The 13,997-nt window shown below is 41.6% G+C and carries 16 protein-coding genes and 1 pseudogene; 14 read left to right on the top strand and 3 right to left on the bottom strand.

Going from position 1 to position 13,997, the window contains the following annotated elements; all coding sequences use genetic code 11:
* The 8 genes from ADA55_RS30755 to ADA55_RS20865 all read left to right on the top strand — a co-directional run.
* The coding region (locus ADA55_RS30755; protein ID WP_226990519.1) for a hypothetical protein at nucleotides 1-183 on the top strand (183 nt) is incomplete at its 5' end.
* A 37-nt stretch (nucleotides 184-220) separates the two neighbouring features.
* Nucleotides 221-1,237 (top strand): methionine ABC transporter ATP-binding protein, encoded by a 1,017-nt coding sequence (locus ADA55_RS20900; protein WP_048687356.1) that lies wholly within the window; start codon nucleotides 221-223, stop codon nucleotides 1,235-1,237.
* A gap of 21 nt (nucleotides 1,238-1,258) precedes the next feature.
* Nucleotides 1,259-1,909, top strand: a complete 651-nt coding sequence (locus ADA55_RS20895; RefSeq protein ID WP_048687362.1) for a methionine ABC transporter permease — start codon at nucleotides 1,259-1,261, stop codon at nucleotides 1,907-1,909.
* Between the two features lie 21 nt (nucleotides 1,910-1,930).
* Nucleotides 1,931-2,803: a MetQ/NlpA family ABC transporter substrate-binding protein gene (locus tag ADA55_RS20890; protein ID WP_048687354.1), complete on the top strand. Its 873-nt coding sequence runs from the start codon at nucleotides 1,931-1,933 to the stop codon at nucleotides 2,801-2,803.
* 33 nt (nucleotides 2,804-2,836) lie between these two features.
* Nucleotides 2,837-4,048, top strand: a complete 1,212-nt coding sequence (locus ADA55_RS20885) for a M20 family metallopeptidase (protein WP_048687352.1) — start codon at nucleotides 2,837-2,839, stop codon at nucleotides 4,046-4,048.
* A 323-nt stretch (nucleotides 4,049-4,371) separates the two neighbouring features.
* Nucleotides 4,372-4,947, top strand: a complete 576-nt coding sequence (locus tag ADA55_RS20880; RefSeq protein WP_048687351.1) for a TetR/AcrR family transcriptional regulator — start codon at nucleotides 4,372-4,374, stop codon at nucleotides 4,945-4,947.
* Nucleotides 4,948-5,383: 436 nt separating this feature from the next.
* Entirely contained in the window at nucleotides 5,384-5,614 is a 231-nt protein-coding gene (locus ADA55_RS27805) for a Fur-regulated basic protein FbpA (RefSeq protein WP_048883158.1), read from the top strand.
* Nucleotide 5,615: 1 nt separating this feature from the next.
* Entirely contained in the window at nucleotides 5,616-5,810 is a 195-nt protein-coding gene (locus ADA55_RS20865) for a hypothetical protein (RefSeq protein ID WP_048687347.1), read from the top strand.
* Between the two features lie 15 nt (nucleotides 5,811-5,825).
* Here ADA55_RS20865 and ADA55_RS20860 read toward each other — a convergent pair whose 3' ends face one another.
* A complete protein-coding gene (locus tag ADA55_RS20860) occupies nucleotides 5,826-6,419 on the bottom strand; it encodes a dienelactone hydrolase family protein (RefSeq protein ID WP_048687344.1) in 594 nt (197 codons plus the stop codon).
* Between the two features lie 132 nt (nucleotides 6,420-6,551).
* The gene (locus tag ADA55_RS20855) at nucleotides 6,552-6,947 is read right to left on the bottom strand and encodes an SRPBCC family protein (RefSeq protein ID WP_048687342.1); all 396 of its coding nucleotides are present in this window, start codon (nucleotides 6,945-6,947) and stop codon (nucleotides 6,552-6,554) included.
* Nucleotides 6,948-7,131: 184 nt separating this feature from the next.
* Between ADA55_RS20855 and ADA55_RS20850 the strand changes: the two genes are divergently transcribed.
* From ADA55_RS20850 to ADA55_RS20840, 3 genes are all read left to right on the top strand, one after another.
* Complete coding sequence (locus ADA55_RS20850; RefSeq protein ID WP_048687339.1) at nucleotides 7,132-7,746, top strand: undecaprenyl-diphosphatase; 615 nt, start codon at nucleotides 7,132-7,134, stop codon at nucleotides 7,744-7,746.
* A gap of 111 nt (nucleotides 7,747-7,857) precedes the next feature.
* Nucleotides 7,858-8,283: a 3-hydroxyacyl-ACP dehydratase FabZ gene (gene fabZ / locus ADA55_RS20845; RefSeq protein ID WP_048687337.1), complete on the top strand. Its 426-nt coding sequence runs from the start codon at nucleotides 7,858-7,860 to the stop codon at nucleotides 8,281-8,283.
* Nucleotides 8,284-8,285: 2 nt separating this feature from the next.
* A complete protein-coding gene (locus tag ADA55_RS20840) occupies nucleotides 8,286-8,705 on the top strand; it encodes an NUDIX hydrolase (RefSeq protein ID WP_375792920.1) in 420 nt (139 codons plus the stop codon).
* Between the two features lie 61 nt (nucleotides 8,706-8,766).
* Here the strand turns inward: ADA55_RS20840 and ADA55_RS20835 are convergent, their stop codons facing one another.
* The gene (locus tag ADA55_RS20835) at nucleotides 8,767-9,348 is read right to left on the bottom strand and encodes a TIGR00730 family Rossman fold protein (RefSeq protein ID WP_048687334.1); all 582 of its coding nucleotides are present in this window, start codon (nucleotides 9,346-9,348) and stop codon (nucleotides 8,767-8,769) included.
* A gap of 97 nt (nucleotides 9,349-9,445) precedes the next feature.
* Between ADA55_RS20835 and ADA55_RS20830 the strand changes: the two genes are divergently transcribed.
* From ADA55_RS20830 to ADA55_RS20820, 3 genes and pseudogenes are all read left to right on the top strand, one after another.
* Nucleotides 9,446-9,766: a MazG nucleotide pyrophosphohydrolase domain-containing protein gene (locus ADA55_RS20830; protein WP_048687358.1), complete on the top strand. Its 321-nt coding sequence runs from the start codon at nucleotides 9,446-9,448 to the stop codon at nucleotides 9,764-9,766.
* Nucleotides 9,767-10,043: 277 nt separating this feature from the next.
* On the top strand, nucleotides 10,044-10,619 hold the full coding sequence (locus ADA55_RS20825; RefSeq protein WP_034304153.1) for a TetR/AcrR family transcriptional regulator: 576 nt from the start codon (nucleotides 10,044-10,046) through the stop codon (nucleotides 10,617-10,619).
* 69 nt (nucleotides 10,620-10,688) lie between these two features.
* Nucleotides 10,689-13,855, top strand: a pseudogene (locus ADA55_RS20820) (bifunctional cytochrome P450/NADPH--P450 reductase).
* The last annotated feature ends 142 nt before the right edge of the window (nucleotides 13,856-13,997 follow it).

The raw sequence follows: 13,997 nt of genomic DNA, 5'->3' as shown, positions 1-13,997 counted from the left end.
TTGGTGCAATTACTCGTGAATTTCGCAGATTTACTCGTGAGTTTGGTGCAATTACTCGTGAATTTCGCAGATTTACTCGTGAGTTTGGTGCATTTACTCGTGAATTTTGCAGATTTACTCGTGAGTTTGACAGAATTTAACCCTATCATTATGAAGCGTTGCAAAGCTCTTCTCTCTGGATAAGGAATTCGTACAAATAAACAGCATGGGGGGAGATTGGATGATTGAGTTTCAAGGTGTTAAAAAGGTTTATCAAACAAAGAAACAGACTGTCGAGGCTTTGAAGGGCATTGATTTGACAGTGGAAAAGGGGGATATATTCGGGGTAGTCGGTTATAGCGGGGCCGGAAAGAGTACGTTGATCAGGTTGGTCAATTTGCTTGAACATCCTTCAGATGGTTCGGTGGTTGTTGGGGGCAAGGATTTAACCAAATTAAGCCCGAAGGAATTACGGGCAGAAAAGAAAAAAATCGGGATGATCTTTCAGCATTTCAACTTACTAAACTCAAAAACTGTTTTTGATAATATTGCCATGCCGCTGGTTTTATCGGGAACTCCGGCTAAGGAAATCAAAGAACGTGTAGGCGAGCTATTGGAGTTCGTTGGCTTATCGAGCAAAGCAAAGAGTTATCCGGAACAATTATCCGGCGGGCAAAAGCAGCGGATCGGCATTGCGAGGGCATTGGCTACGAATCCATCGATCTTATTGTGTGATGAAGCTACGTCGGCATTGGATCCACAAACAACGAGTGCAGTTCTGCAGCTCTTAAAAAAAATTAATAAAGAATACAATATCACCATTTTGCTAATCACTCATGAGATGTCTGTCATTCGGGAAATTTGCAATAAGGTAGCGGTCATGGAGGGCGGCTGCGTCGTTGAACAAGGTTCGGTTTTCGAAGTTTTTGCCAAGCCGCAAACGGATATTGCAAAAAACTTCGTGAGAACGGTCATACATGACGAAATTCCACAAAGTTTCTTAAAAAGCATAGGGTCCCATATCCCGATTATTTGGAAAATTAATTTTATTGGAACTACTTCGGGTACTCCTTTACTTTCAACCATCTCGAAGAAATATGATGTTCATTTAAGTGTCTTATCAGCCAATATTTCTGAAATCCAGGAAACGCCTTTCGGGAATTTGATCATCGAAGTAACGGGGAGCAAAAATGAGGTCGACAGGGCTTATCAATATATTAAAGATGAGGGGATTCTCGTCCAGGAGGTGCAAGTATAAATGGGTAATACGCTTTGGGGAATGGAAATAACGGCAGACCAGCTGTCGACAGCTTTCGGTGACACACTTTATATGGTAGCCATCTCATTGATATTTTCCGGATTGATCGGGCTTCCGCTCGGTATCCTGCTTGTCATTACAAGAAAGGGTCACATCCTGGAGAATAAATGGATTTTTAATGTATTGAACCCGATCATCAATATCCTGCGGTCCGTTCCTTTCATCATCTTGCTTGTAGCACTCATTCCGTTTACAAGAATGATTGTCGGCAGTGCAATCGGAACGAATGCGGCCATTGTTCCGCTAATCTTTTACGCGGCTCCTTATATTGCCCGGCTTGTGGAAAACTCGCTGTTGGAAGTGGACAAAGGGATCATCGAGGCAGCTCAGGCGATGGGGGCGACAACATGGCAAATCATTTACCGCTTTTTGATTCCCGAGGGACTTAGTTCGTTAATCCTGACATTTACAACAGCGACAATCGGGCTTGTTGGATCTACGGCGATGGCAGGTGCCGTCGGTGCAGGCGGGGTCGGGGATTTAGCCTTGGCTTACGGTTACCAAAGGTTCGATACGATGACGATGATCGTCACAGTGGCGGCGCTCGTGATCATCGTTCAATTATTGCAATCCACCGGGAATTTTGTTTCAAGAAAAATCAGAAGAAGATAAAACTAACAGGAGGCAGGAAAAATGAAAAAAATCTTATTAACGATCATGGTATTGGCATTGGCCATCGTGGCTGCAGCATGCGGGAACAAAGAGGGTGCTTCAGGGAGTTCGGATGATGTGAAAACAGTGAAAGTCGGTGTCAGTAGCGGGGATACGAGAACATGGGAATACATTGTCGATTTGGCGAAAGAGGACGGACTTAATATCGAACTGGTCACTTTCAATGATTATATCCAACCAAACCTTGCGTTAAGCGAAGGTGAAATTGATGCCAATTCATTCCAAACGGTCGCCTATTTTGATGAATTCGTTCAAGATCAAAATCTGAAATTGGAGGCCATCGGGTCGACTGTCATTGCACCTATGGGCCTTTATTCGAAAAAACATAAAAGTCTCAAAGATCTTCCGGATGATGCTACGGTAGCCGTTCCGAATGAAGCAACAAACTTTGGCCGTGCACTGCTCCTGCTTCAGGAAGCTGGATTGATTACATTGAAAGAAGAATTCAATGGATCGGGATCATTGGAAATCATTAAGGAAAATCCGAAAAACCTGAAAATCCAGCCTGTTGCTGCCGGCAATACACCGCGTCTATTGGATGATGCCGATGCTTCAGCCATCAATAATAACTTTGCCGTCGAAGCAGGCCTTACATTAAAAGATTCTTTATTCCATGAAAGTAAAACGGCGAAACCATATATTAATATCATTGCAGTTAAAAAGGGTAATGCCGATCGTCCTGAGCTGCAAAAATTAGTGGAGCTTTATCAATCGAAAGAAGTGGAAGCGTTCATTGAAAAAACGTTTAAAGGAAACACCATTCCTGCCTATGTTTCTGTAGATGAATTAGTGAATTACCAGGATGCATGGACAAAACCAGCTAATGAAAAGTAATGGATGTATTCAAGAAAAAGGGGAGATTAAGACATGGCGAGAGAATCAGTGCTGAAGCAGCATAAGCAAATCATTGAAGACCATATCGACCTTCATTCCGAATTATATATCGAAACGAGCCAAGCCATTCATGCCAAACCTGAAATTGGGAATCAAGAGTTCTTCGCTTCGGATACATTAACCGGAATACTTCAAAATGAAGGATTTGAAGTGACCCGCAATATTGCCGGGCATGAAACAGGGTTCATCGCCAAAAAAAACTCTTCAAAGAAAGGACCTACAATTGCCTTTTTAGCCGAGTATGATGCATTGCCGGGTTTAGGCCATGCTTGCGGCCATAATATCATCGGCACAACGAGTGTGGCGGCAGGCATTTCCCTGGCTCAAGTGCTGGAGGAAACGGGCGGAGAGGTGATCGTTTTCGGAACACCGGCTGAAGAGGGCGGGCCGAATGGAAGTGCAAAAGGAAGCTTTGTGAAGCACGGTCTATTTGATGGGGTGGATGCGGCCATCCTTATCCATCCTGCAGGAAAAACGGGTGTAACAAGTCCGTTTTTGGCTGTCGACCCCCTTGATTTTCATTTTTACGGGAAGTCAGCACATGCAGCAGCTGCACCTGAAGAAGGCGTGAATGCACTTGACGGGGTGATTCAGCTGTTCAATGGCATTAATGCTTTGCGCCAGCAGCTCCCGCCCGAGGTCAAAATTCACGGAATCATCACCAATGGCGGGGAAGCGCCTAACATCATTCCTGATTATGCTTCCGCCAGATTTTACATTAGGGCAACAACATGGAAACTTTGCCAAGAAGTATCCAATAAAATACGTGCTGTTGCTGAAGGGGCAGCACTTGCCACCGGAAGCACGGTTAAAGTGGAACGTTTCCAAAATGAAGTACTCGATTTTGTCATCAATCCAGTTCTAGATGAACTGCTAAAAGAAGAACTGACTCAATTAGGGGAAGCGGTGGCTCCTCGAAAAGAGAGTGGCTTTGGCTCGACGGATGCAGGTAATGTAAGCCATGCAGTGCCGACAGCACATCCTTATATAAAAATTGGACATGATGAGTTGATTGCCCATACGAATGAATTCCGCGACTGTGCCAAATCTCCTGCTGGAGACAAAGCCATCCTGACCGGAGCAAAAGCTCTAGCACTTACAGGGTATAAATTGCTTTCGGATAAAGACCTGTTGGATCAAGTGAAAGCGGCATTTCATGAGGCGAAGCAAACGGAAAAATTTTGAGTAGCAGCCATTATTTTTTCGATTCTTGTATAATCACCTAATAACCTTATTATCTCGTTAATCCCTGTGATTCTTGCGTTATACATTATTGTCACGAACAGTTATAAGTAAAGGAATGAATTTTATTTGTTTCTTTCTTATTCTGTTCTTTTTATTTCCCGTCACTTTCTGCATAAAATCCTTCAAATTCTTACTTAATTGAGTAACTTCTTTCCTGACATTTCAGATTCCCCCTACAATTTTTCACTCTATAACAATTGGTATAGCAGGTTTAGCCTTTACTTGTTGACATTTTAGTACGGTCGTACTAAAATGTGGGTATGGTGAAAACAAAAGATAAAATCATTCGAAAATCAGTAGAACTTATCTCTCTATATGGTTATGTTAATTTTTCCATCGGAAATGTTGCTAAGGAGGTTCAGGTAAGTAAAGGTGTTGTAAATTACCATTTCCCTCAGAAAGAATTATTATTGGAAGCAATAATTACTCAATATTATGAAAAAGCGGCCATTTATATGGGAGAGCACATGATCTTGGAGGAAGATGCAAAAAGGATGTTAGAATCATACATCGAGTCTAACTTAAGATTCGTGTCGGAAAATAAAGCAGAAACATTGGCAATAACGGAAATAGTACTTAACGGAAGAAATGAAAACGGAGAATTGATCTTTGTGGATGAAAATAACAGCATATTAAATCCACTAATCGAGATTTTTCAATACGGGCAGGATGTTGACAGGAGTTTTAGAAAATTTCCTCCTGAAATAATGGCTAGAGCAGTTAGAAACGTAATTGATAGCTTTAGTTCAACGATCGCAAAAGAAGAAATGACTGATATTGATTCTGTAATAATGGAAATAAAAACCATATTTGATAAAGCCACCGAAAGAAGTGATTAATAATGTCTAAAATTACGAATGAAGTACTAAGATTTATAGGGATTGTCCTATTTATATTTGCAGTTCAGGGATTGATAAGACCATTGTTCAACATGTTTTTTGGTCATTCGTTAACTTTTAACTTATTCTCTCTTCCAAGTACAGCTTCACTCGTCCTCTATGTGATCATTTTAGTATTAGGAATATGGTTAGTTAAAAAGACAAAACCATTCGACAGTGAAAAAAAATAATGGCTTTATAAAACATTGCCTTTTTCCCCAGGAAAAAAATAGTTGACTACGGAGCATGTAGTTAGTATTATAATAATACCAAGTAATTAAATAGGAATTATGGGTTAATTGACCGGAAAACCGGAGACTTTTCTTTCATGTAAAGAGGTGTCTCCGGTTTTTTTGTGAATGGGCAAGTCAATACGTATTAAAAAGGAGGATTTATCATGGGTTCATTATTGCGTAAAGCCATTGAGAAAAAAAGGAACTTCCTGATCAACAAGTTGATTAACAAGGGAGTTTACAAAAAGAATGACATCCATCTATTTGAATTGACCTTAACCGATTTAGAGAATGAATATATTAAAATAAGTAAAATTGAGGAGAAGGAATCCGACGATCATTCCCCCTGTCTAAGGAAACATTTCATATTCTATGAGAATAGAAGGAGAGGGTGAAATGGGGAAGGGCTTGGAAGAAAGGCGGAAGGAATTAATCTATAAACTTATGGTCCATACTGTAAATAAAACGGTGGAACAGCTTATGAAGTTAACCTTGAAAGAATTGGAAAAAGAATATAAAAAGGTTCAAAATGACTGTCACCCCCATAGTGATGCGGGTTCTATACATTGGGTCCATACAAAACGGCAGTAGGGTGAATGTGGAACATTAATTCACCATAAAAAATTTCATCATTTTGCTAACGGCTGCTTGTGCTGATTCTGCATGATATTTTGAATGGTAAGGGTCGCTGAATCCGTGTTCCCCCATGAATTTATGAACTTCGACATCCTTACTTTCTAAAGCTGAAATTAACTCATCGACATTAAATGATGGCTCTTCTAGTGGGAAAAATAGCAGTGCAGGGCATCGTGGCGCCAATTCTGCATAATTCCTAATACGCGAACCGTAGTAACCAACAATTCCATCGACACCCTCTTCCTCACTGCACAGCCAAGCTACAGTTGCCCCTGCACTGAATCCAAGAATGAAAATCTTTTGGTATTCATCTTTAATATCCGATATTATATCCTTTATCTTATATAAAGCATCCATGAAACCTACGTTCTCCATAAAATGTCGATAAGCAGCATCCTCTTGGGAATAATCAAATGGCATCCCACGTCCTAACAAATCCGGACAGATCACATCAAAACCTTGATTTGATAATAACTCACAATAACCCTGCATATGTTGATTCAGTCCATATATTTCGTGAATGACAATGATGACAGTATCGGATTTTTTCTGTATGTGCAGCATTTTTTACCTCCTTATGCGAATTTCTTCTATTATAAATACAGCCGTCTCCCTTCAGACGCTATATACGAAGGGGCATAGCAGTGATTTTTTAATAAACATGGAAATGAACTTGGTTCTCTTTCAAATGAATGATTAGGTATAGGGAAGTTCTTTTCCTTCTAAACATGCCTTTAAGTTAGCCAAACTAAGTTCATATCCGTCCATGTTAATGGATACTCTAGTGCCTTCGGATTCTGGGAATATTTCAAAAGTGAAAACGAGTTTATCCGTATCCGAAGAATAAGAAAACCTTTCGTAAGGGATTATCTCTTGGATTGTAAAGCTCATTGGGATGCTTTCATTCTCTTTAAGATTGTTATGTGCACTAGGCATTAACACGAAGATTGCCTTCTCTCCAACCTGGAGTTTAGGAATATTCCATTTTGAACCCGGGGCATACCATTTAGAAATGATTTCATCATTCGTGATCGCATTCCAAACCGTTTCCTGGTTTTCATGAATTAGAACAGAGTTCCTATCATTATTCATTTGACTAACCTCCGTATTTTTCCTTGGATTATATAGAAAGTTCAGGAAATATACAAGACACCACTAAGATTCTTTAACCGCGTGACAATATTGTAAGACGGCAGCTTAAACTGTTAGGAAGAACGATGGCGATATATTTCCTTTCTCTTTAATATGTAAGAAAAAGAGGAAGGTTGGGTATGAAATGGACTTTTTTGAGTTGAATACCAATGTATTCAGAATGATCAATGACTTAGGGAAACAGTACGATTATTTAAACCCTTCTGCCATTTTCATTGCCGAGTACATGGTATTTTTATTAGCTTTGGCAGTCATCGTAATATGGTTCACTCGAAATGAACAGAGTAGGATGATGGTTGTTTGTGGGATGATTACGTTTGTAATGGCTGAAATGATGGGAAAAATGGCAGGGAGGTTACATTCGAACAATCAGCCATTTGCCGAATTGGACAATGTTCATAAGTTAATTGAAAAAGCAGTGGATAATTCATTTCCAAGCGACCATACCATCTTGTTTTTCTCGTTTTGTGTATCTTTTTGGCTTTTCAAAAGAGGATGGTGGTTGTTATGGATCATGTTGGCTTTCCTTGTTGGCATTTCCCGTATTTGGGTAGGTGTCCACTTTCCGGCGGATGTGCTGGCAGGAGCAATACTGAGCACCATTTCAGGATTGGCGGTTTACCTTGTTGTTCCTAAAATAAGCTTGATTCACAAATTATTAGGGGGATATGAGAGGTATGAAGAAATGGTTCTATCCCCGTTAACTAAATCGAAGGAAAAAAAATCAAAGGATTTGTAAGCGAAAACAGGGTTGCTCAGGCAGCCTTTTTTTATAATACAAAAATATCCATATGGTGATTCTGATGGTAAAATTAAGTGAAAGCAATCCATCGCAATGGGGGGATTAATATTGATTGATATCCAAGAAATCAAAGACATTATCAGGCATCGCTATCCATTTCTTTTAGTTGATAGAGTTTTGGAACTGGAAGAAGGAAAGAGGGCGGTTGCCATTAAAAACGTCACGGCAAATGAAGAGTTTTTTTCTGGTCACTTTCCCGATTACCCAGTGATGCCAGGTGTGTTGATCGTAGAGGCATTAGCACAGGTAAGTGCTGTTGTCATGCTTACAAAAGAAGAAAATAAAGGACGGATCGGGCTTTTGGCCGGGATCGATGGATGCCGTTTTAAAAGGCAAGTAAAACCAGGGGACCAATTACGTTTAGAAGTGGAGATTACTCGCTTGAAAGGTCCTATCGGTAAAGGAACAGGCAGGGTTACTGTCGAGGGGGAAACTGTATGCGAGACAGAGCTCATTTTTGCTTTTGGTGATTGATGGTGATACCGATAAAAAAAGCTTACGGGTATGTGACAAGAATCAATAATGGAGAAACACAGGTATTGGTTTTTCAACATCCCATTAAGGAAGCCGGTATACAGATACCCAAGGGAACGGTGAAGCCTCAAGAAGATGCTTACCAAGCAGTGATCAGGGAAATGAAAGAAGAAACAGGTCTGGAAAATTTTCATGTGGAGAAATTAATAACAGAAGATTTTTGGGAGAACGTCGATGGTGCCATACATAATAGATATTTTTATCAAATAAGGGTATCGAATGTTCCTGATGAATGGGACCATCAGCCGACGGGTGGAGGAGATGAAGCGGGGCTGACATTTCATTTCTTCTGGATTTCATCCGAACATGAAGTGCAACTTATCAAAGGGCATGGAGATTATTTAGACCGGATATTTACCTAACCTGCAGTTTATCACAGCCGGCCAAGATCATTATTGATCTTGGCCGGCTGTTTTTTAATGATCAGGTTTGTTTCTCGGTCATGAAAGTTTTTACGGTTGGCGGTTCATATGTAATGAATTGATCAAGAAGCCCATTTGGTTCAACATCCACCAGCGCCATGGAACGGAATTTTTCATGCAGGAACTGTTCGTCGGACATATGGTTGAATAAAGCGACCAAAGGATCATAATAGTGATTGATATTTAAGAGTCCGCAAGGTTTTTGATGAAGACCAAGCTGAGCCCAAGTGAAAATTTCAAAGAATTCTTCCAATGTTCCTGGCCCGCCTGGCAAAGCCATGAACCCATCTGCAAGCTCAGCCATTTTTGCTTTTCTTTCATGCATGGATTCCACGACGATCAGCTCGGTTAAGTTCTTATGTGCTATTTCCTTTTTTTCCAGGAAATCCGGCATTACGCCAATTACATTTCCGCCTGCTTCCAAGACGGAATCTGCAACTGCACCCATGATTCCTACACTTGAGCCTCCATAAACAAGGGTAATCTTACGTTTTGCCAATTCCTTACCCAGTTTTTTAGCCTCTTCTACATAGACAGCAGATGCACCTTTGCTTGATCCACAAAATACAGCTAGACTTTTCAAAATATCACATCTCCCATTTAGTAATCTTCCTTTCTTATCATACAAAATTAAAGGGGATTTGTTAAACTTGAATGATAAAAAAGAAGGGTGGATGGATATGAACGTCACTGAATTTCAACAATGGGTAAAAGATTATTATGAAGCACGGGGATGGTCAGAATTGGACATTTTCATTCGCATTGGCTTTTTGGCAGAAGAAACTGGCGAGGTTGCACGAGCCATTCGCTCCCTTGAGATCGGCAGGGATAGACCTGATGAAGTTATTGGTTCGTTTGAAGAGAACATACAGGAGCTAACCGAAGAATTGGGAGATGTGTTAGGAAACTTGATTGTGATTGCGAACAAATACAATATCCCCTTGGAGGAAGTGTTCAATGCCCATAAAAAGAAACTATCTGAACGTTATAATCAAGCATAAGTTTCTTCTCGTTTAATAGGTGAACAAGAAGTTAATTTCAGTAAACCTGTGAAAGAGCTGTGACTATCAGCTCTTTTTCTTATGGGGCAAACGATAGTTTATCATTCCATTTTATTCCTTAAAAAGAAATACTTTCAGTCTTTTATCCCCCTCCATTAATAAAGAATTCACAAAATATGGGTAGTATGCGCGATTGAGATTGGATTTTATTGGGTATACACTTGGATTAAAGGAATGAACGTTCATTCCGCACCTTGAAAAAAAGGGGGGGATCATTATGATCACGGCAGCAAATAAACGAGACAGTATAGTAAAAAGCGCTTTAGTGCTTTTCGCAGAACGGGGATATGATGCGACGACGATTCCGATGATTGCTGCATCGGCAGGAGTTGGAGCGGGTACCATTTATCGTTATTTCGAGAATAAGGAAGTGCTGGGCAACAAGATCTTTCAAGAGTACTTGGATATTTTCACTGAAACGGTCAAGAATGGATTTCCTCATGATGATTCAATTCGCACGCAGTTTCACCATATTTTTAAAACGATGGTTCACTTTACAACCGAGCAGGACCAAGCTCTTTATTTTATTAAAATCCATAGTGGGGCCCATTTTTTAAATGAAGATAGTCATGCCAGCTTTCAAGGGCTATTGAATATATTCAAAAACTTCTTTGATTCAGGAAAAGAGAAAAAAGAAATTAAGGAGCTTCCTTCCTCAGCTTTGATTGCCATCATTTACGGAGCTTTTCTTGAGCTTGAGCGACTTGTTCGCATCGGGGAGTTAGAACCTGACCCAAAACTTTTGGCGGATGTGGAAGAAAGCTTTTGGGATGCAGTGCGATTGCATGTTTAAGACACTTTCAATATAAACGGAATGAACGTTCATTCCGCAATCTAACTATCGTAAAGAGGTGCTAATAAAATGGAAAATACAACTCAGTTTCCACAGCCAAAGACATATGGCCCCCTAGGCAGCCTGCCTATCATTGATAAGGATAAGCCGCTTCAGTCTTTCATGAAGCTGGCACGAGAATTTGGGCCGGTTTTTCAGTTTCAATTTCCAGGTCGAATCACTACATTCGTATCCAGTGCTGCCCTCGCTAAAGAAATATGTGATGAAACAAGGTTTGATAAGAAAGTCGGTCCAGCCCTGCAGAAAGTGAGGGCGTTTGGCGGTGATGGTCTCTTCACAAGTGAAACGAAGGAACCGAATTGGAAAAAGGCCCATAACATCCTGCTGCCCAGCTTTAGCCAGCAGGCAATGAAGGGCTATCATACTAAAATGGTGGATCTTGCTACCCAACTCATTCAAAAATGGGCTCGCCTGAATCCGGCTGATGAGATAGATGTTCCTGAAGATATGACACGATTGACCTTGGATACGATCGGACTATGCGGGTTCAATTACCGCTTTAACAGTTTTTATCGGGAGACCACCCATCCATTCGTCAACAGTATGGTGCGTGCGTTGGATGAAGCGATGAGCCAAACGCAGCGGCTTGGAATCCAAGATAAACTGATGATCAAATCTAAAAAACAATTCAGGGAAGACATTCAATATATGTTCTCTCTAGTGGATGAATTGATTGCTGAACGAAAACAAAATGGCGATCACGGAGAGGATGACCTTCTTTCCCATATGTTGAAAGGAGTCGATCCTGAAACGGGTGCATCACTGGATGATGAAAATATTCGTTTCCAAATCATTACCTTTTTAATAGCTGGGCATGAAACGACGAGCGGTCTCCTATCGTTCGCCATCTATTTCCTCATGAATAACAGAGACAAGTTAAAAAAAGCGCAGCAGGAAGTCGATGAAGTGCTGGGTGATGATGTTCCTGATTATAAACAAGTGAAAAAACTGAAATATGTCCGGATGGTACTGAATGAAACGCTTCGTCTGTGGCCGACAGCTCCGTCGTTTTCCGTTTATGCGAAAGAAGATACCATCCTGGATGGAAAATACAATGTGAAGAAAGATGATGTGTTCTCACTGCTCATTCCCGAGCTTCACCGTGATCCATCCGTTTGGGGTGATGACGTTGAATCGTTCATTCCTGAGCGGTTCGAGGATTTGGATTCCATCCCTTATCATGCGTATAAACCGTTTGGAAACGGGCAGCGCGCCTGTATCGGACAGCAGTTTGCCCTTCATGAAGCGACACTGGTACTTGGCATGGTTTTACAGCACTTTGACCTGATCGATCATGAAGAATATCAATTGGAAGTTAAAGAAACATTGACTCTTAAACCGGACGGATTGACCATGCGCGTTTCACCGAGGAAGCCGGCGATGTCGTTTACCGTTGCTTCTTCAGAACCAAAGTCTCCGGAAAAAGGTGCCGCGGTATCTCCAACCGAATCAGTACATGGAACACCATTACTCGTCCTGTTTGGATCAAACATGGGAACAGCGGAAGGTATTGCTCGCGACCTTGCCGAAACAGGGAAGCGGCAAGGCTTCCATGCCGAAGTTGCCCCTTTAAATGATTACACCGATCGGCTTCCAAAAGAAGGAGCTGTTCTCATAGTCTCGGCATCTTATAATGGAAATCCCCCTGATAATGCAGGTGACTTCGTTTCATGGCTGAAGGAAAACCATGGTGGCACATTGGATGGTGTTCACTATGCGGTCTTCGGCTGCGGGGACCGCAATTGGGCCAATACGTACCAACGCATTCCAATCTTCATTGATGAGCGGCTGGAACAAAAAGGAGCAGTGCGGCTGACAGAAACAGGCTATGGGGATGCAAGCGATGACTTTGAAGGGGATTACGAGAAATGGTCAGAAGCCCTTTGGCCGAATCTTGCCGAAACCCTGAACATTGAAGTGAATAAGAATGATAGGGAAGTCAGCTCGATTACGATGAACTTCGTAAGTGATGTGAGCGGCACACCGCTTGCCCGCACCCATCATGCGTTTACATCCATTGTAAAAAGGAATACTGAATTACAGCATGAAGATAGCGGAAGAAGTACACGTCATATCGAATTAACGCTGCCAGAGGGAATACACTATCAGGAAGGCGATCATCTCGGGGTGCTTCCGCAAAATCCAGCGGAACTTGTCGAGCGAGTGCTCAGTCGATTTAACCTAAACGGCCAAGATTACGTGAATCTGACTGGGGATTCCGGAAAGGCTGCGCATCTTCCTACAGGAAAACCGGTAAAACTGGAAGAGTTACTATCAAACCATGTCGAGTTCCAAGAACCCGCCACCCGATCTCAAATACGGGCGCTTGCCACACATACGGTATGTCCTCCACATGTAAAAGAACTTGAAGATCTGCTATTGGATAATACCTATAAAAAAGAAATCCTGAACAAGCGCATAACCATGCTTGACCTAATCGAAAAGTATCTTGCATGTGAAATCCCGTTTGAACGTTTCCTGGCTTTACTGCCACCTTTAAAAGCAAGATACTACTCCATCTCAAGCTCACCACTCCACAACGAAGGAGAAGCAAGCATCACCGTAAGCGTCGTCCGTGGAGAAGCCTTGAGCGGCAACGGGGAATACAAAGGAATTGCATCGAATTATTTGGCAGAACGCTCCCAAGGAGACAAAATAGCCTGCTTTATCAATACGCCGCAATCCAACTTCCAGCTGCCGAAGCAAACAGAAAAACCAATCATCATGATCGGCCCTGGAACAGGCATTGCACCATTCAGGGGATTCATACAATCACGTCGCGCCTTGAAAAAGGTGAAACCCTAGGGACGGCCCACCTCTACTTTGGATGCCGTAATCCGGAACACGATTTCCTCTATCAAGAAGAACTCGTCCAAGCCGAACAAGAGGGCCTTGTAACACTGCACACCGCTTACTCCAGATGTCCCGGTCAAGAAAAAACATATGTCCAGAACCGATTGGCGGAAAACGCCCAAGACATCCTTCCTTTATTAAAAGAAGAAGGAGGACACCTATACATCTGCGGAGACGGAAGCAAAATGGCGCCAGATGTTGAACGAACCATAATTGACAGCTATATGCATATCTATCAAACACACAGAGAAGAAGCCACAGAATGGCTGCAATCATTAGAGGAGAATGGCAGATATGCGAAAGATGTTTGGGCAGGAGCATAAATAAGAAAAGCAGCGATCCTTAAAGGAATCGCTGCTTTCTTATGAAAATACGAACTCATGAGTAAAATAGCGAAACTCACGAGTAAATTGCAAATTCACGAGTAAAATAGCAAAACTCACGAGTAAATTGCGGAAATTCACG

Origin of the sequence: Bacillus sp. 220_BSPC, from assembly GCF_001054655.1 — a bacterium.
In the GTDB taxonomy this organism is placed as follows: Bacteria; Bacillota; Bacilli; order Bacillales; family DSM-1321; genus Peribacillus; species Peribacillus frigoritolerans.
The sequence above is the reverse complement of the archived record's forward strand: the minus strand, read 5'-3'. Positions and strand labels throughout refer to the sequence as shown.